The 18,553-nt window shown below is 43.6% G+C and carries 20 protein-coding genes; 12 read left to right on the top strand and 8 right to left on the bottom strand.

The window, feature by feature from the left end; all coding sequences use genetic code 11:
- Window position 1 precedes the first annotated feature (1 nt).
- Together IE164_RS02790 and IE164_RS02785 are read right to left on the bottom strand one after the other, a co-directional pair.
- Window positions 2–763, bottom strand: coding sequence for an alpha/beta fold hydrolase (locus IE164_RS02790; RefSeq protein ID WP_189628656.1), 762 nt, complete (start codon window positions 761–763; stop codon window positions 2–4).
- The gene (locus IE164_RS02785) at window positions 760–1,476 is read right to left on the bottom strand and encodes a pyridoxine 5'-phosphate synthase (RefSeq protein ID WP_189628655.1); all 717 of its coding nucleotides are present in this window, start codon (window positions 1,474–1,476) and stop codon (window positions 760–762) included. Before IE164_RS02785 ends, IE164_RS02790 begins: the two co-directional genes overlap by 4 nt.
- A gap of 69 nt (window positions 1,477–1,545) precedes the next feature.
- Between IE164_RS02785 and IE164_RS02780 the strand changes: the two genes are divergently transcribed.
- From IE164_RS02780 to IE164_RS02730, 11 genes are all read left to right on the top strand, one after another.
- Complete coding sequence (locus tag IE164_RS02780; RefSeq protein ID WP_189628654.1) at window positions 1,546–1,998, top strand: GatB/YqeY domain-containing protein; 453 nt, start codon at window positions 1,546–1,548, stop codon at window positions 1,996–1,998.
- Window positions 1,999–2,523, top strand: a complete 525-nt coding sequence (locus IE164_RS02775; RefSeq protein WP_189628653.1) for a CvpA family protein — start codon at window positions 1,999–2,001, stop codon at window positions 2,521–2,523.
- The gene (locus IE164_RS02770) at window positions 2,520–3,086 is read left to right on the top strand and encodes an anthranilate synthase component II (protein ID WP_189628652.1); all 567 of its coding nucleotides are present in this window, start codon (window positions 2,520–2,522) and stop codon (window positions 3,084–3,086) included. The genes IE164_RS02775 and IE164_RS02770 overlap by 4 nt, the downstream gene beginning before the upstream one ends.
- Window positions 3,087–3,147: 61 nt before the next feature.
- Window positions 3,148–3,813, top strand: a complete 666-nt coding sequence (locus IE164_RS02765) for a CBS domain-containing protein (protein ID WP_229838497.1) — start codon at window positions 3,148–3,150, stop codon at window positions 3,811–3,813.
- Window positions 3,814–3,821: 8 nt separating this feature from the next.
- On the top strand, window positions 3,822–4,697 hold the full coding sequence (locus IE164_RS02760; protein WP_189628651.1) for an NAD kinase: 876 nt from the start codon (window positions 3,822–3,824) through the stop codon (window positions 4,695–4,697).
- Window positions 4,698–4,741: 44 nt separating this feature from the next.
- Window positions 4,742–5,458: a type IX secretion system protein PorG gene (gene porG / locus IE164_RS02755; RefSeq protein WP_189628650.1), complete on the top strand. Its 717-nt coding sequence runs from the start codon at window positions 4,742–4,744 to the stop codon at window positions 5,456–5,458.
- Window positions 5,459–5,541: 83 nt separating this feature from the next.
- Window positions 5,542–6,279, top strand: coding sequence for an undecaprenyl pyrophosphate synthase (uppS, locus tag IE164_RS02750; RefSeq protein WP_189628649.1), 738 nt, complete (start codon window positions 5,542–5,544; stop codon window positions 6,277–6,279).
- Between the two features lie 8 nt (window positions 6,280–6,287).
- A complete protein-coding gene (locus IE164_RS02745) occupies window positions 6,288–8,948 on the top strand; it encodes a BamA/OMP85 family outer membrane protein (protein ID WP_189628648.1) in 2,661 nt (886 codons plus the stop codon).
- Between the two features lie 3 nt (window positions 8,949–8,951).
- Window positions 8,952–9,494, top strand: a complete 543-nt coding sequence (locus IE164_RS02740) for an OmpH/Skp family outer membrane protein (protein WP_189628647.1) — start codon at window positions 8,952–8,954, stop codon at window positions 9,492–9,494.
- Window positions 9,495–9,512: 18 nt separating this feature from the next.
- Entirely contained in the window at window positions 9,513–10,088 is a 576-nt protein-coding gene (locus IE164_RS02735; RefSeq protein ID WP_189628646.1) for an OmpH/Skp family outer membrane protein, read from the top strand.
- Window positions 10,089–10,156: 68 nt separating this feature from the next.
- Window positions 10,157–11,047, top strand: a complete 891-nt coding sequence (locus tag IE164_RS02730) for a S66 peptidase family protein (RefSeq protein ID WP_189628645.1) — start codon at window positions 10,157–10,159, stop codon at window positions 11,045–11,047.
- A gap of 5 nt (window positions 11,048–11,052) precedes the next feature.
- Here IE164_RS02730 and chrA read toward each other — a convergent pair whose 3' ends face one another.
- The 6 genes from chrA to IE164_RS02700 are packed head-to-tail and all read right to left on the bottom strand — an operon-like array spanning window position 11,053 to window position 17,112.
- Window positions 11,053–12,234 carry a chromate efflux transporter gene (gene chrA, locus IE164_RS02725; protein WP_189628644.1) on the bottom strand — a complete coding sequence of 394 codons (1,182 nt, stop codon included), beginning with the start codon at window positions 12,232–12,234 and terminating at the stop codon, window positions 11,053–11,055.
- A 6-nt stretch (window positions 12,235–12,240) separates the two neighbouring features.
- Window positions 12,241–13,215 (bottom strand): isopenicillin N synthase family dioxygenase, encoded by a 975-nt coding sequence (locus IE164_RS02720; protein WP_189628643.1) that lies wholly within the window; start codon window positions 13,213–13,215, stop codon window positions 12,241–12,243.
- A gap of 43 nt (window positions 13,216–13,258) precedes the next feature.
- Window positions 13,259–13,951, bottom strand: coding sequence for a DNA repair protein RecO (recO, locus tag IE164_RS02715; protein WP_189628642.1), 693 nt, complete (start codon window positions 13,949–13,951; stop codon window positions 13,259–13,261).
- Window positions 13,951–16,188 carry a type IX secretion system anionic LPS delivery protein PorZ gene (porZ, locus tag IE164_RS02710; RefSeq protein ID WP_189628641.1) on the bottom strand — a complete coding sequence of 746 codons (2,238 nt, stop codon included), beginning with the start codon at window positions 16,186–16,188 and terminating at the stop codon, window positions 13,951–13,953. The genes recO and porZ overlap by 1 nt, the downstream gene beginning before the upstream one ends.
- Entirely contained in the window at window positions 16,185–16,787 is a 603-nt protein-coding gene (locus IE164_RS02705; RefSeq protein ID WP_189628640.1) for a thymidine kinase, read from the bottom strand. Before IE164_RS02705 ends, porZ begins: the two co-directional genes overlap by 4 nt.
- A 1-nt stretch (window position 16,788) precedes the next feature.
- Window positions 16,789–17,112, bottom strand: a complete 324-nt coding sequence (locus IE164_RS02700; protein ID WP_189628639.1) for a 2Fe-2S iron-sulfur cluster-binding protein — start codon at window positions 17,110–17,112, stop codon at window positions 16,789–16,791.
- Between the two features lie 34 nt (window positions 17,113–17,146).
- Here IE164_RS02700 and IE164_RS02695 point away from each other — a divergent pair, with 34 nt between their 5' ends.
- Window positions 17,147–18,154: a DUF8457 domain-containing protein gene (locus IE164_RS02695; RefSeq protein WP_189628638.1), complete on the top strand. Its 1,008-nt coding sequence runs from the start codon at window positions 17,147–17,149 to the stop codon at window positions 18,152–18,154.
- The last annotated feature ends 399 nt before the right edge of the window (window positions 18,155–18,553 follow it).

Genomic DNA, 18,553 nt, shown 5'->3' with positions numbered 1-18,553 from the left:
GTTAGTCTAAAAAGGCATTTACAATTTCAAAAAATTCTGTAGGCTTTTCAGCATGTAACCAATGACCAGCACCTTCTATGGTTTCTACTTTTGAGTTGGTAAAAATGGAATGAATTAAATTAAGGTCATCATTTAAAACGTAATCGGATTTAGAGCCTCTTATAAACAATGTGGGTTTTTCGAAGCGAGCATTCTGATTAAGGCCCTTTCCTACCTCTTCAATGTTTTTAGCAATAATATCCAGATTCATTTTCCAGCTAAAGCCTTCCTTGCTCCTCGCCAGGTTTTTGAGCAAAAATTGGCGAGTGCCGAAGTCCGGAATTTGCTCCTTAAGCAGCTCATCGGCCTCATTTCGGGAACTCAGATTCTTGAGTGGGACTGAGTAAAACGCTTTTATAATGGTTGTATGGTGAACAGGGTATGATTTTGGTCCAATATCGGCTACAATTAGACGCTCAACCATTTCGGGAAATGCCACAGCAAACTCCATAGCTGTTTTACCGCCCATGGAGTGGCCCAGTAATGTACATTTGGTAATGTTTAACTCATTTAAAAGCTGCTTTAAATCCTGAGCCATTACACCATAGTTAAACTCATTGTGGTGAAAAGAATTGCCATGATTTCTTTGGTCAACCAGAATGACCTTTTGGTACTCCGCCCATTTTTTTCCGAGAGTCATCCAGTTGTCTAATGAGCCGAAAAGACCATGAAGAATAACCAAAGGCTCTCCTTCGCCCAGAATCTTGTGGTTGAGAGTGCTCATATATTTAGTTCTCTTAAGTAAAGTTGAATAGTATTTTCCAAGCCATAGTACAGGGCATCACAGATGAGCGCATGGCCAATGGATACTTCATCTATATGGGGTATAGTCTTGACCAGATAGTTAAGATTTTCCAAATCCAGATCATGGCCAGCATTAATACCAATGCCCAACTCATGGGCTCTTTTGGACGCAGCTGCGTATTTTGCAATAGCCTGTTCAGGGTTCTTTCGGTATGCTGTAGCGTACATTTCTGTGTAAAGCTCAATGCGGTCTGTTCCAAGTTTGGCAGCTCCTTCCATAATATCTATCTCCGGTTCTACAAAGATTGACACTCGCACACCAAGATCTTTTATGTGGTCGATGATAGGCTTGAGCTCCTCTGCTCGGCCAATAGTGTCCCAACCAGCATTAGAAGTAAGCACATTAGGAGGATCCGGTACCAGTGTGGCTTGCTCGGGACGTACTTCTTCTATGAGTTTTAGGTAGCGTTCATCAGGAAACCCTTCAATATTGTATTCGGTGGTTACTACCTGTTTTAAGTCGTAAACATCTTGGGTCGTAATATGGCGTTCGTCTGGCCTTGGGTGAACTGTAATTCCTTGAGCACCAAAACGTTCTGCATCTTTGGCCACTTGAACCACATTGGGGTTGTTTCCTCCCCTGGCGTTGCGAATGGTAGCTACCTTATTGATGTTCACACTTAGTCTAGTCATTCAAATTGTCTTTATTGCATAACTTTGCGCGCAAGTTAATGATTTCAAAACTCTCAAGAATATTTTGCCATGAGCCTAAAACAGCAAATTGATGCCGACATAAAGCAAGCTATGTTGGCCAAGAATAAGGACGAGCTAAAAGCTCTTCGTGCCATTAAATCAATGATTTTGTTGGCTGAAACCGATAAGGGTAGCTCCGGTGAACTCTCTGGCGATGCCGAGATGAAGCTATTGGCAAAAGCAGTGAAGCAAAGAAAGGACTCAGCAGCTATTTATAAAGAGCAGGGCAGAGAAGATTTGTATGCTGTAGAAATGGCTGAGGCCGAGGTAATTGAAAGATACCTTCCGAAACAACTAACAGAAGCTGAACTAAAGCAGGAACTTGAACAAATAATTGCTCAGGTTGGTGCTTCCGGTCCACAGGATATGGGCAAAGTAATGGGTGTAGCCTCCAAGGCTTTGGCCGGTCGCGCAGAAGGCAAGGCAATTTCTACCATGGTTAAAACTTTGCTTAGTCAATAGTTGAAAACCCTCGACATCATCTTGCTCATTCCATTGATTTTTGGAGCTGTTCTTGGCTTCAAGAAGGGGCTTCTGCTCGAAATAATAGGTGTGTTGGCTTTTGTGCTGGCTATTATAGGAGGCTTTAAACTCATGGAAGTAGGCATGGTGTATCTGTCGGAGTATTTGCAAGACTTTGATCAGCTGCTGCCCTTCATCTCTTTTCTTGTCATTTTTTTGGCCATTATTATTCTGGTGAACATGCTGGGTAAGTTGCTTAAAAAAATGATAGACATGACCATTTTGGGTGGATTCGATAAGTTTGCAGGAGCCATACTAGGCCTTGTAAAATGGGCGATTGGCGTGAGCATTCTCCTGTGGTTAGTCAGTAATTTTGGTCTTCAATTGCCTGGCCAAAACGAAGAGTTAGTGCTTTACCCGTTTCTTACTGAGTTGGGCCCTAAACTCATAGCCTCACTGGATGTGGTGTTGCCATTTGCTCAGGAAATGCTCGATTCAATAAAAGCACTACTTTCTCCGGTGTGATTTTACTAATTGATAATTACGATTCGTTTACCTACAATCTGGTAGACTATTTCCGGCAGCTTGGTCTTGAGGTGGTTGTTAAGAGAAACGATGAACCGTTCGAGGAAATAGTATCAGAAACGTATCAGGGGGTGGTGCTTTCTCCCGGACCCGAAAAGCCTCAAACGGCCGGTCAGTTAATGGCTTTGACTAAATATTACCTAGGTAAGTGTCCTGTATTAGGAATTTGTCTGGGGCATCAGGCTTTGGGTATACACTATGGTGCTCAACTTGTGAAGGCCATAAGGCCCATGCATGGCAAAATTTCCAGCATTCAACACAGTGGCACCGGTTTGTTCGGACAGTTGCCTTCAAAGCTAGCGGTGGTCCGTTATCATTCGCTGGTGCTTGCTGAGGTGCCCAAAGGCTTTGTAGCCACTGCTCGCACTAGTGAAGGAGAGCTAATGGCCATGGAAAACCTGAATCTAATGGCCTGTGGCGTTCAATTTCACCCGGAGGCCATTCTGACAGAATACGGTTTGCAGATGCTTAGAAATTGGGTTAGATTTTATAATATTGTTTGAACCGCGGTGTTCTAACAGCAGAACTTTAGTGCTGAACGGCTTGTTGAACTAACCAAAACTCATGGTAGCAGCAGATCTTATTAATCATATGATTCCTCCTCTAAAGCCGACAGACGATGGCAACAAGGCCATTGTTTGGATGGAAGAGCTACGTACCAACCAGCTGCCTGTTATTGAGAAAGGCCGTTTTCTAGGCTTCATTTCAGAAGATATTATTCTTGAAGACAATGATCCTCAAAAGGCAATCAGCGAGTACGACCTGGAAGATGCCGGTTGCGTGGTGCTGGAGCATCAGCATTTTTACGATGTAATTCGGATGGCTTCCGATTTCGATTCTCAAATGGTAGCGGTATTATCTTCTGCTGGGAGTTTTATGGGGGTTGTGGGTATAGAAGACACCATTCGTGCCATTGCTAGCTCAACAGCCGTGCAAGATCAGGGAGCTATTTTGGTGTTGCTCGTTAACTATCGCGACTATTCTCTGGCGGAAATTTCTAGGCTGGTGGAGGGTGAAAATGCCAGAGTGTTGAGTGTTGCAGTGAGCCGAGATATTGCCGACAGCAGTATGTTTCGGGTAACGTTAAAGATAAATCAGACAGAAGTTTCTCACATTGTTGCCTCTCTTGAACGTTTCGGATATAAAATCATAGGCAGATTTCAGGAAGAAGAATCTAAATCGAACGAAAAAGAACGGTTCGACCTTCTCATGAAGTATCTCAACATTTAACACCCACTATGAAGATAGCCATTCACGGAAAAAGCACAGGGCCTGAAGCCCAGGGCTGTATTTCAGACATTATCGATTTTTTAAACAAAGATGGTATTGAGGTTGGCGTTTCTGCCGAGTACCTGAGCGATCTGGCAGAAAAAGATTTTAGACTACCCGCAGTCAAATCATTCAGAAGAGGAGAAGACCTCTCCGGTTTCGACTTTGTGTTGAGTTTGGGGGGAGACGGTACCATTTTGGACACGGTAACTTACACCGACCGATGGGAAGTCCCCATAGTAGGTATAAACCTCGGGAGGTTGGGCTTTTTATCTACCACCCCGCGCGATGAAGTACAAGAGGCCCTACAAAAACTCGTAGCCGGCACCTTCGATATCGAATCACGGTCGCTCATTCATGTAGAATCTAATCAAGGGCTTTTTGAACCCTTTAACTTTGGGCTAAACGAGCTGACAATTGTTAAAAGAGAAACCTCATCCATGATTGTGGTGCACACATATGTGGACGGAGATTACCTGAACAGCTACTGGGCCGATGGTCTCATAATCGCCACACCCACCGGATCTACAGGATATTCTTTGAGTTGCGGAGGGCCATTGGTACACCCCAGCATGAAAAACTTTATTCTTACTCCCGTTAGTCCACACAATTTGAATGTACGACCGATTATTCTATCCGACAGAAGCCGGATAACTTTTGAAATTGAAGGAAGATCTCGTCAGTTCATGGTTTCTTTAGATTCCCGATCACAGAGTGTAGACGATTCGGTGGAAATAACCGTTAAGAGAGAGGAGTTTGAGGCCAAATTGGTACGCTTTCCGGAGACAAGATATTTTGACACTCTCAGACAAAAGCTAAATTGGGGCCTCGATGCCAGAAATTAACTTAACAATATTTAACTCGACTCATCTAAAACCTATTTCATCAGTTGTCTAGCTTGCAGCCATATCGTACGGATAATCTGTCCATTGTAAGGTATCTGTTCATCATTGCCTTTTTTATTATCCCTTTCGCAGCCAAGGCTCAGTTGTCTGAAATTGGTTTGGAAGTGGGCACAAATAACTACCTGGGCGATGTGGTGAGAAAATACGATTTCTCCAATGGATCTTTGGGTGGGCAGTTCTTCATCAGAAAGCACCTTAATGAGGGGGTGAGTTACCGCATTTCGGCTGGAATTGGTCAGTTGAAAGGGGCAGATGATGAAGCATTTGACGTGTTTTCAGCCAACAGGAGAGCTTCGTTTGAAGGTAGTTTCTTTCTAACCGACCTGCTCATTGAGTATCATTTTCTTAACTACAGGAATGAAAAACTTCAGCAGTTCTGGACTCCCTATTTGTTTTTTGGGGCAGGCCTTTACCGAATGGAAGGACAAGATAATTTTCTCAATAACTACGACACAGGTATTAATTTGCGCATACCAGTAGGTGTAGGAGTAAAATTACGATTAGACAGGCGGTGGGTATTGGGTATTGCCACTTCGGCCATAAGTACTGGCTCAGATATGCTAGACAATGTATCTGAAGCCACACCGAACATTAAAGACTACCGGGGAGGAAACCCCAACGACAATGATTGGATGTTTAATACATCCATATCGCTCAGTTATACCTTCTATAAGATTGTGTGTTGGAAGCCATTCTTCTAATCTGATTGACAAAGAGTACATTAGCTTTTAGAAAGCTGTTTCAATTTTGTACCTTCGCGCTTGATTTTTTTAGAGGTGTGTAGATGAAAGAAAAAATCAGGCAAGACAATCTTCCGGAGCATATTGCAGTAATTATGGACGGCAATGGCCGCTGGGCCAAAAAACAAGGCGCTGCCCGGGTGTTTGGGCATAAGAGTGCAGTAAAGTCTGTAAGAGATGTTACAGAAGGTTGCGCAGAGCTCGGTGTAAAATACCTTACGCTCTATGCCTTTTCTACAGAAAACTGGAATCGCCCAAAGTTTGAAGTTACGGCCCTTATGGAGTTGTTGGTTTCCACCCTTAGCTCAGAGATTAAAACGCTGATGGATAATGACATCAGGCTTGAGTCTATTGGAGACAGGGCAAGCTTGCCCTCCAAATGCCAAAGAGAGCTACAAGAAGCCATAGACAAAACCAGTGGAAATAGCCGGATGACACTTATTTTGGCCCTGAGCTATAGCGGTCGGTGGGATATAGCCCAAGCCATGAAAAAAATAGCCCTCGAAGTAGAAGAAGGAAAACTGAAAGCTGAAAACATAAATCAGGATATAATTAATAACTATTTGGCAACTGCGGGAATTCCAGACCCTGAGTTGTTGATCAGAACAAGTGGAGAACTTCGTATTAGCAACTTTTTGCTCTGGCAAATGGCCTATACCGAGTTTTTCATTACAGAAACGTTGTGGCCCGATTTCAGGAAAAAAGACTTATATGAGGCCATAGTTTCTTATCAAGAAAGAGAAAGAAGGTTTGGAAAGATTAGCGAGCAAATAAAGAAGTGAGTTTGGGAATGAGAAAAATATTGGTGGCTACCAGCTTCCTGATTCTGGCCATGTCCAGTGCATTGTCTCAGGTAAGGTATGGAGTCAATGCTGGCGAAGGTGTACAAATCGACTATTCCAACCCTAAGGTTTTTGAAGTAGCAGAAATAAAGTTTACCGGACTCAATGTGCTTGACGAAAGAGCGTTGGTTTCGTTTGCCGGTATTAAAGTGGGAGATCGGATTACCATTCCGGGGCGTCAGGTTTCAGATGCCATCAAAAAACTTTGGACTCAAGGCATTATTGCCGATGTGCAGTTTTGGCTCACCAAAACAGAAGGAGACAGGGCCTACATAGAAGTAAGAATTGTAGAGCGCCCACGTATTCTGCGTTTCAGTATTGAGGGTGTTGGTGCCGGACAAAAGTCTGAACTGAAGGACCAGCTCGATGTAAATGGAAAAGTAGCCAGTGCCCCTCTCATCAAAAATTCAGAACTGGTTATAAAGAAATACTTTGTTGAAAAAGGCTACCTCAACGCCACCGTTAAAACAGAGCAAAGACTAGATTCCATAGTGAATGATGGTATTGAGTTGAACTTTGTAGTAGACCGAAAAAGCAAAGTCAAAATAAATAAAATAGAGTTTGAAGGAAACACTGATTTTGAGGACTCTCGCCTTAAAAAAGCTTTAAAAAACACGAAAGAAAAGCCCCGTTTTTGGCTCATCAACCGATTCTTCGAACAAGTGTTCAACACCTCGCCAAAAACCATTGGCAACTTTGTTGACAGCACCGAAACAGTGACTAACAAAGACTTTAAGCAGTTTATTAATGAAAACGTAAAGCTCAATTTTCTAAAGGGCTCCAAATTCATTGAGGCCGACTTTAAGGAAGATAAAATGTCGCTCATCAACTTCTACAATTCAAAAGGCTATAGAGACGCAGAAGTAATTGAAGATGAGGTAACTGTCCTGAACGATGAGTACATAGACCTCCGTATTAAGGTAGACGAAGGAAATAAGTACTACATCCGGAACATAGACTGGGTGGGCAACTTTAAGTATACCGATGAATTTCTTACTGAAAAATTGGGAATCAAGAAGGGAGACGTTTACAACAAAGAGCGGATTGAAAAACGGACCCAGTTTGATAGCGATAGTGGTGATGATATACTCTCTCTTTATCAAGACGATGGCTACTTGTTCTTTAGGTTAGAAGTAGTTGAGGTAAGAGCAGAAAACGATTCGATCGACCTTGAGATGCGTATGTACGAAGGAGAACAAGCCACAATTAAGCGCATTATACTAAAAGGCAACGACCGTACCTCTGACCACGTGGTGTTGAGAGAAATCAGAACTCTACCAGGGCAGAAGTATAGCCGTAGAGAACTTATCAGAACCATTAGAGAGCTGGGTCAATTAGGCTATTTCGATCCGGAGCAAATTAATCCCCAACCCATTCCCAACATTCAGGATGGTACGGTAGATATTGTCTTTAATTTGGTAGAGAAGTCGTCCGATCAAATTCAGCTTTCGGGAGGTTTCGGAGGGCCGTTTGGCTTTGTAGGTACTGTAGGGCTATCGCTCAACAACTTCTCAGTAAAAAACATAAACGACTGGAGCAAGTGGAGGCCGTATCCGAGTGGAGACGGGCAGAAACTATCCCTTCAGTTGCAGTCCAATGGCCGAAGATTTAGAAACTACAGTCTGGTATTTTCTGAACCATGGTTGGGAGGAAGAAAACCCAACAACTTCACCATTAGCTTTAACCGAACAGTTAATAGAAACATCAACTTTAGAACCAATGAGACTGACGGTTTCTTAAAAGCTTCAGGTTTCTCGGTAGGGTTGGGAAGAAGACTTAGGTGGCCCGATGATTATTTTCAAATACAAAATAGCATAAGGTATCAGTTCTACGAGGTTTCTAACTTTGGGAATACACTCGGGTTTTCAAGCGGTCAATCCAACAGTTTAACCTTTAATACGGTTATTTCAAGAGGTAATATAGACCAGCCCACCTTCCCATCGTATGGATCTCAATTTACCCTGGCCATTAATGCCACCCCCCCATGGTCCATCCTTAACCCCGATTCCGACCGGTACGTAGATGGGGCGGATGAAAGTAGACGCTATAAATTTGTAGAATACCACAAGTGGATGTTCGATTGGTCTATGTTCATACCTGTCGGGCCAAAGTTTGTGATCAATGCCCGAGCTCATCTTGGCTTTATTGGCACATACTCCAAAAGAACAGACTCCGGACCATTCGAAAGGTTCTTCCTAGGGGGTAATGGATTAAATGGGGCAAACAACTTTATAATTGGACAGGACATTATAGCGTTAAGAGGGTATGAGGATAACTCAATAGACCCTGTTGACCCTGTAACCGGTTTTAGGGGAGGTATTGTCTACAACAAGTTTACGGCCGAACTGAGATACCCGGTATCTAAGGCACCAACTTCTACCATTTACCTTTTGGCATTTGGAGAAGCCGGAAATACCTGGATCGATTTTAGCGAATACTCGCCAAGAGACTTGTTCCGATCTGCCGGATTTGGTGCAAGAGTATTCTTGCCGGCCTTCGGACTTTTGGGTATCGACTGGGCCTATGGCTTCGATCAGGACAATTCACTATCGCCAGCCGTTTTGGGTGGGTCGCAGGTGCATTTTACTATCGGACAACAAATTAGGTAACCCATGCACAAAATTTTCTCCACCCTAGCATTATTGACATTAATCTCTAATTTTGCGCTGGCTCAAGGCAACGGATTTGGGCAGAAAATTGGCCATTTCGATTCAGAATACGTTCTTAGTCAGCTTCCTGAATACGCAGAAAAACAAAAGGAGCTGGAGGCTCTGGCAAAGACTTACGACAAAGAGGTACGAAGTTTGTACGATGAGCTCGAAAAGATGAGAGCCGAGCTAAGAGCCAATGAAGTATTGCTCACTCCGGCTATGATTGAAGAGCGAAAAAAGGCCATAGAAGCTAAAAGCCAGGAAGCGCTTCAAAAAAATACAGAGCTTTTTGGATTTGATGGCCTCTACTACAAAAAGGTAGACGAACTGCTAACACCTTTGCGTACCCGGCTGAACCTGGCCGTAGAGGTGATTGGAAAAAAACACGGACTGGACTATATCTTTGATAAGGCAGCCGATGTGGGTATAATTTACAGCAACCCGGTTCATGACTATACTGAATTTATACTGGAAGAACTGGGAGCACAGAAAAAGAGAAATTAAAGAAATTAAATAAGGATTATGATGCGTAAACTAATAGTGATGATTGCTTTTCTGTCAGTAGCGGCAGTTGCAAAGGCTCAGGAATTTAAGATTGGATATACCTTCCTTGAATATATAGTATTCAACATGCCTGAGATGGAAACTATTTCTTCAGAATTAGAAACCTACGAAGCTCAGTTGGGAGCCCAAATTGATGCTAAGCAGAAAGATATTCAAACCAAATATGCTCAATTACAGCAAATGGCTCAGCAGCCTAATGCCAATCAGGTAGTATTGCAAGAGAGGGAGAATGAACTCATAAACCTTCAGGAGCAACTGCAAAAATTCAGAGCTCAGGCCGATCAGGCTTTTGCTATGAAGCAGGCTGAGAAAATGAACCCTGTATATGCAAAAGTGCAGGACGCCATTGAGGCTGTTCGAAAAGAAAACGGGTTCGCTCTTATTTTAAACTCAAGGGTTGCAGCCAATTCGGCAGGTATTGTTTTGGCTGCTGACGAGTCTCTAAACATCACAGAGTTGGTGTTTAAGAAATTAGGTGTGCCAATGCCAAAAGAAGAGCCAAGTGGCAATGCGGCTCCTACCGGAAATAACTAGAATAAAATTTTAAATGATAATGGAGGCTGTTTTTTAGAAGACAGCCTCTTTTTTTTACCTTCAATTCTATGAAACCTGCCCCTTTAAAACCAGGCGACAAAATAGCCATTGTAGCTACAGCTAAGAGACTAGAGAGGCCTATTGAACCGGGGCTTGGAATATTAGCCTCCTGGGGCCTTGATGTATGCAAAGGGCAGTTTCTTAATGACCCAGATGAGTATTTTGCAGCGAGCGATGCCAATCGCCTGGCCGATTTACAATGGGCTATGGACAATCCTGATGTTAAAGCTATTTGCTTTGCCAGAGGGGGGTATGGAACCACAAGAATCTTAGATCAGGCAGACTATAGCTCTTTTTCTCAGAACCCGAAATGGACAATTGGTTTTAGTGACTTAACCGGTTTTCAGTTGCAAATGGCTTCGTTGGGTATAGCGGCTGTTCACGGCCCCATGGCCTACACCCTTGGGCAAGACGATGCTTCTGATGTAGCCCTTAAAAATCTGCTTTTTGGGGAACAGCAGTTTGCCATTGAGCTGAACCCTATGAGGCATTCAGCGGAAGGCAAGTGCATGGCAGCCATTACCGGAGGGAACCTAAGTCTTATTTATGAGTCTATAGGGGCCGCCAATGAAATGGTTTGTGATGGAAAGATTCTATTTTTGGAAGAAGTAGGAGAAAGCTTATATGCCGTAGACCGTATGCTCAATAAACTAAAGCGAACGGGTAAGTTAGATCGACTGGCCGGACTTATTGTAGGAGACTTTAGCCACATTAACGATCCGGCAGGTTATTTCAGTAGAGACTGCTATGCACTCATCGCTTCATATTTCTACAACCTGAACATACCCAAGGCCTTTGGTTTTCCCGGAGGACACGAAAACAGAAACATATCCCTACTTATGAATGCTCCCGTCCAAATGACGGTTGAGTCAGGCATTCTATATCTGGACTATAAATAGGACGCTTATATTAGAAAACCGGCCAGTAATCCTGCCAGAATGATTAATGGAGGAGGCACCTTTGTATAGGTGAGCAGAAGGAAGGTTCCAATAACTACCGAAACGTTCATTACCGAGTTATCTATAGGCTCGAACAGCAAGAAGGCTGCTGCAGCAACCATGCCCGCACTAGCAGCATGAATACCTTCTAACGATGCTCGCACAACTCTATATTTTTTGAGGCTGTCCCAAAAGCGGATGACAAAGAAAATGAGAAAAGTACCCGGTAGAAATATGCCGCAGGCGGCTATAAAGCCACCTAGTATTTGTCCTCCGATGCCGAGATCGCGAACGGAGAGAGCCCCCACAAACGAACTCACCGAAAAAGTAGGGCCGGGAACCGCCTGTACCATGGCCAGCCCGGAAAGAAACTCTTCTGAACTCAGGTAGCCTTTAAATTCTACGAATTCCTTGTTAAGAAATGGAATAAGTACCTGCCCACCTCCAAAAATGAGACTTCCGTTTCGATAGAAATTTTCGAACAGTAGGACTATACGGTCTTGAGTGAACGCACCCAACAAAGCGGCAGCAATGAGTACCAAACCCCAAAGGGTAAAGTTGCCCCATTTTATTCTCACCTTTTCCTTAACTTCTATTTCTTGTTTTTTATACTTAAAGGCGGTGAGCGTACCGGCAAAAACCAACACAATTGGCAGGGCGGCAGGTTTGGAAATAAAGTAGGTGACTATAGCGGAGAGTGCCATTAGAGCCCCGGCAGTTTTGGTCGTCACCATTTTTGAGGCAATAACGTAGGCTCCATAACTTATGAAACCAACGGCCATAGGTTGTATAAACCGGGTAAATTCCAGGCTAAAGTTCTTGGTTTGATACCTGTCTACTAAAATGGCTGCCGTAGTCATTATAGCTACTGCAGGTAACATCCAAACCAGCAAGGTAAGGTAGGCAAGGTTGGCACCACCAATTCTAAACCCAATAGCCGTTATGGTTTGTGTGGAGGTAGGCCCTGGTAATATCTGACAGAGAGCATATAGCTCCATGAGTTCTTCTTCAGAAACATAGCCACGCTTCTTAACCATTATTTTAAGAAGCATGGCTAAATGTGCCTGTGGGCCACCAAATGCGCTAATGGCCAAAATGAATACATCTTTTAGAAAGATGAAGTATCGAATGCGTTTTACCGCTGGCACTTCCTCTTATTTTTTTCGAAGGCCAATCTCGGCCAAACGTTGCTCTAGGAACTCGCCCGCAGTAATATCGTCATACAACTTAGGGTGTGCATCATCTATACAGCTCTCCAGGCAAGTAAGATCCATTTCAGACCTTGGGTGCATAAAGAAAGGTATGGAGTACCGCGATGTACCCATTTTGTCTTTCGGAGGGTTAACCACTCTGTGAATGGTAGACTTAAGCTTGTTGTTGGTATGTCTGGAAAGCATATCGCCAACATTTACTACCAGTTGGTCTGGTAGGGCAGTAATAGGGATCCATTTACCATCATTCCTGAGCACTTGCAGACCATCAGCACTTGCTCCCATCAATAATGTAATCAGGTTAATGTCGCCATGCTCAGCGGCACGAACTGCATCGGCCGGAACCGCATCCGGATTTTCAATTGGGAAGTAGTGGATAGGTCTTAAAATACTATTTCCGTTGTGCACTTTTTGGTCAAAATAGTGTTCGTCCAAACCCAGATAAAGAGCAATAGCCTGAAGCATTTTTACCCCGGCATTTTCCAAAGTTTTGTACACTTCCTTACCAATGGCTTCCATTTCAGGCACTTCTTCAGGCCATATATTGTCCGGATACTCATTTTTTATAGGGTCACCATCGGTTACCTCCTGACCAATGTGGTAGAACTCCTTCAGGTCTCCAGTGCTTCGGCCTTTCGCATGTTCTTTTCCTTTGCCAATATAGCCTCTCTGGCCCGCTAGTTCCGGTACTTCATATTTCTGCTTCACTTCATCGGGCAGAGCAAAAAACTTTTGAATGGCCGCATAGAGTTTTTCGGTCATTTCATTGGTTAAGCCATGGTTTTTAATGGCTACGAAACCAATGTTGTTATAGGCTGCTCCCAGATCTTGAACGAAAGCCTCTTTTTGTTCCGGGCTTCCATTAGTAAAATGTGCAAGGTCTAGCGATGGCACTTCATCATATAGAATTGAGCTCATGAGAATAATATTTGACTTGTAAATTAAACATAAAGTGTCGATTTCAGCTACTCATTATCGTTTTCAACACGTCTATCGACTTTATTTCCTTCAGACTATCTGTATGAACCTGGTAAAACTTAATAATATGGTCGAGCAAATCGCGCCTCAAGGCATTACTCAAACCAATATGGGTTCCCATTTTTTCATGCATGAGCTGGTCGAGCAGAGCGAGCTCATCTGTTACTAAATTAAAATGATATCCGGCCTCAGCCAGTTGGTCAATAAGGTCGGCTCCGTTGGCGGGGCCAAAGCCCATAAATGCACTGGCTTTAAGAAGTAATTGCAAATGAAAATTGTTGAGGTATTCAGATTGGTTGTCGAATAGTATTAGCGACTGTTCCAAAAAAAGAAAGAGTTCTTCATTAGGCGATTCGTTTCGTAGCACTTTACCAAATACTTCTGTCAGAAACATGCCTATTGCCCTTTTGGTAGGATGGAAAGGCAATTGCTGATAGCTGAGAGAGAAGCGGGCCTCAGAAATGCGCTGAATGTCTTTGCCGGGTTTATGGTACACCACCAGGTCGAGCAAAGAAAGCGGTTGGTAGAGGGCCGTTTTGCCCCGGGCCTTTTGGCTCCTTACGCCATTCACTATGTAGGACTGCATCCCGTAGTTTTGCGTAAAAATACGCGCGATAATGGAGGTTTCGCTGTACTTAATTGTGCCCAGCACAAGCCCTTTGGTGTGGTATAGCATTAGATAACCACTATTTTAGTTACATAGGTTTCTGTTCCAAGTTCATTGGTACTAAACACCAGATAGACCCCGGTTTTTACCCTGGTGCCGTTTACATCTCGTACATCCCAAATGGCTGTACTGCCATTGGCCTGTAAGTTTTTTACCAGCTTTCCTGATACATCTGTAATTTTCAGAAAAGCATTATTCACCAAACCTTCTATTACTACTGAACCTTCAAACCCGGGCTTAACAGGATTAGGGTATGCCACTACATCTTCATGCCTATCGGTACCTAATGTGGCGTCACTTCTAAAAGAAACCATACCCAAAGGAGTGGCAATAAACAACTCGCCCGTTTGTGGCGCCAATGCCAGAGAAACAATGTGGTTGGAAGGCAGTGGACTATTGTTGATAGTGAAATGATAGATCAGCTCATCGCCCGATTCGGAGAATAGCCAGAGACCATTACTTCTGGTGGCAAACCACTTTCTGTTGGCCGGGTCAACTACCATATCGGTAATGTACTCATTGCGAAGCAACAGACGGTTTTGATATATCGGTATTGAAGCCGTAAGCGATTGATTGTTTAACACAGCACCCGGATTGGTGAAGAAGGCCATGCCCTGACTGGTGGTGACCCAAACAAACAAGTCATTATCTGAATGAATCGATGTAATCTCATTGCTGGGCAAGCCGCCTTGCCCTCCGTTGAGATTTAAATGTCTGGAACGCCCCGATTCATCATCGTATACTACGATTCCTCCACCAAAATCAGGGTCTATGGTAAGCCATTTGAGTCCGGTTGGTCCCACAAAAACATCAATGGCATAACGCGCCAAATCGTGGGGCGGAGTATAGCTTTGCCAGGTATTGGTAGAAGGGTTGAATGAGAAGAGCGAGGGGCTTCGATCATGCAGTGTCAGCCATAAAAGTCCGTTGTTGTCTGAAGTTACCGCGGTTGCTCTGTATTCATTTTGGGCATTGGGCTGAGGTGCCTGGGCACTCGTTCCCGGTTGCGAAACATCATTTACTCCGGTCCATTCTAGCAGCCCGTGTTCAAACGAAACCACGTATGAGGTTTCGCCAATTCTTTCTACATCTACTATGTTTTGGATTGGTTCATTGTTCCATATGAATGAATAATTGGCCCAAAGGTTGGTTTCGACATCGAACTCACCTATGAAGCCTTGGCCGGAAACCCAGTTGTTGAAAGAGCTGCTATTGAAAGCGATTTTTCCTTGGTTAAACTGACCGTTGTGCAGAGTATCGCCCATTGGCCCGGCCGGCATAAACTGTTCAAAATCTGACTGGGAAGGAATAGCCCTCAAAAGTCCTTTTTGGGAAGTAGCCAGCCAGATAAAGGGCGGGTTCTGCGCAGAATAATTTACTCGGCCTGACGATGCTGAAACGGCCACCGATTGGGTAAGCTGTGATCCATTGAGCTGATATACTCGATCATGAGTGGTAATCCATAATTCTTCATTCGTGCCTTCCAGGCGCACAATGGTGGAGGGGAAATTTTCTGTAAACTGCCAACCAGCCGATGTTTTCTGAAACAAATCGGTTTCACTACCGGCAAAAAGCCCATCATTGGTCTCGGCAATGGTTTCGAAACCTATTCCTGTGAGCGCCCTCTTCCAGTTGTTAAAGTCTTGCCGGTTGGTACCGTTGTCAAGGCTGGCCGAAAGCAGACCATCGGCCGTAGCGGCATATATACTATCATTATCGAAATGCAGATCGTAGATGGCCAGAGGGCTTCCGTTTTGCCCCAGGTTCTGATAGGCTTCGCTAATTTCATTCCGGCTTAGGTTGTACACTATAATACCCAAATCTCCGGCCAGGTAAATATTGCCATTGTGGGCTTTTATGGAATGGTATTTTTTAGAAAGGGTGGTCTGGAAGTTTTTTACCGTATTAATATTACGGACAGAGGACGGGCCTACCAGATCGATGTTGCCGTTCTTATAGCCAATCACCAATGTTTTTTCATCGGAGAGCAGGCCAATGGCACCTATGCCTACATCGGATAAGCCGGTTAGTTTGTTAAGCTTGGTCAGGCTCAACTCTTCCCTGTCAATACTAAAAATAGCCTGTTCAGTAGCCACAAAAATGGCCTCTGATCCCACCACTACTTGCTTTACATGCGTATAGCTAAAGTGTGTTTGCCAACCGAGTACAGGAATAGCACTCTGAGCCAGAGAAATTACCTGACTTATCAGCCAAAAGGCACCCATAAGTAAAGCCAGTCTTTTCACTTTTTCTTGTGCTGCTTTTCTTTTTGTCCCTGGTAGAAGTATTTACGGTTTCGGGCCTGATAAATATCTTTTTCTCCCAGTTCAACAGTTTTGTCGCTATCGGTAAGCTTAAAGGAGAAAGAAGCCAAAGACCCGCTCACAGCACAAATGGCGTGCAGTTTAGTTACAAACTCGGCAATAGCCAAGAGATAGGGCATAGGTCCAAAAGGCTGCCCGTTGGCGTCCATGTCAAGGCCTGCAACAATTACTCTTTTGCCTCCATTGGCTAGTTTACGGCAGACATCTACAATGTCTTTGTCAAAAAATTGAGCTTCGTCAATACCAATTACATCGCTGTCGCCAGCCAGCAGCAAAATGTCTGAAGCAAACTGTACGGGGGTAGAGCGAATGGCTGTTTTGTTGTGCGAAACCACATCTTGCTCATCGTAACGAGTATCCAGTGCCGGTTTGAAAATTTCCACTTTCTGGCGGGCAATGGTGGCTCTTCTAAGCCTGCGGATTAGTTCTTCCGTTTTGCCTGAAAACATACAGCCGCATATTACCTCTATGCTTCCCGTGGTATGCTCTCCGGAAATATTGGTCTGTGGCTCAAGAAACATATCAGTCCGTATAGGTTAAATGTGGAAACTTATTCTGTTCAGCTACACTCACCTCAATATCGCCATTTAGGGTGTTTTGACAGGCCAAGCGCTCGTTTTCTTTTAATCTACCCAAATCTATCAACTTTTGCTCGGCCTCATTAGGAGCAGAAAAGTGCTCCTGGCCTGAATGAATGACCATACGGCAAGATGTGCACCTCCCTTTGGCACCACAAGCAAACATCCAATCAATCTGATGGTCATGAATAATTTTGAGGATTGAATCGTTACTAGTGGGAACATCAATCAGTTTATTATTCAGATTTCGGATCAGGATTTTGGGCATTATGATTTAATTTAACTTTGAAAAACTGCCGTACATGCTTTATCAACTAAAACAGTCAGAAGTACTAACAGTGAGCCAGAAAATTGGCGAATCTATCTGCGATAAAACTTTTCAAAATTATACAAAAATAGATGGAGAGCAGTTGATTTCTCTCACCAATTCAAGACAAGTCAACTCTTTCATCATCCGATCGCTTTTTAATCAGTGGCGCAAAGAGGTAGAGCGCTTGGAAAGCCCGTATTTCGATTTTAAGCACGAGAAAGTACAGGCGGCCTTAAAGGATTTTATGAATGTGCTTTCCAATCACATCAGTATTGATAGAAAGCATTTAGAACCCATACTTAATCAGGCAATTGCCGATACCGTGCTCATAGTGTTTGAACCCAGGGTGTTTTTAGAAACGGTGCTGGAGCGATTGGCTAAACCTCAGGATTTTAAACGACAGTTTAAATACATAAAGAACAACCGGGAACTCTTTAAAAAGCTGGTGGATCAGATGGGTGATTTTGATACAAAAGCCAGTGTTTTGCAGATCTACGATGGGCTCAATCAATCGAATAAGGAAGAGGTAAATGCACCTGCTTTTCTGGAAAAGCTCAATGCTGGTCATTTGCTACACAATCTGTTTGATGAAAAAGAAGAACCCAAGCCAGAAAAACCTACTGAGCCGGAAGTTCCCGCTAATGTAGCCTCCAAAGTTGTGGCGGAAGAGCTTGCCGTTGAAAAGAAGGAAGAAAAAGCAGCGACAACGCTCAACGACAGATTTGAAAAAGGTAATAAAAGCCAGACTCTTGCGGAAAAGCTGCAGAGAAAGGTGAATAAATCAATTGAGGCCAGCCTTACTTTGAATGAGAAATTTATGTTTCAGAACAACCTCTTTCATGGGGATAATAGTCGAATGAAACAGGCCTTTGCAGCTATCGATGAAGCAGAAAGCCTTCAGGAAGCGCTAAATATAGCCAATACTTTTAATGATGGCTGGGATATGGACAGCGAAGAAGTGGAGGCTTTTATGGGCGTGCTGGAGCGAAGGTTTGCGTAAGACAGTTATCAGTTGACTAGAAATCAGTTAATGGTGTAAACCATCCTCAGGGTCTTCTGAAGAGGACATGGATTGTTTGAACGGAATTCATCTTACTCCTTAGTATAAACTTCGGTTCGATTAATCAAATAAAACGCAAAGAAATCGAATAGGGACTTTCGCGGTGTAACACCCCTCCAAAAGTTTACTTACAAAGGTTAAAATGAGCCTATGGACCTTCGAGTAATGGTGGATATCAACTTTTGGAGGGTTTCTACACATTCTATCTCCCTCAGTGTCTCCTTAAAAGGGCCACTGAAGAAAGTGGTTCATCTGAATCCACCGAGGAAGTTGCGGTGCATACAGATCAATGTTCTGCTTTTGGAGGACTAGCTTAGCTTTCTACTAAAAAAATAGTTA

It is taken from the genome of Roseivirga thermotolerans (genome assembly GCF_014653175.1).
Taxonomy (GTDB): Bacteria; Bacteroidota; Bacteroidia; order Cytophagales; family Cyclobacteriaceae; genus Roseivirga; species Roseivirga thermotolerans.
This window is presented reverse-complemented; position numbering and strand designations above follow the sequence as displayed.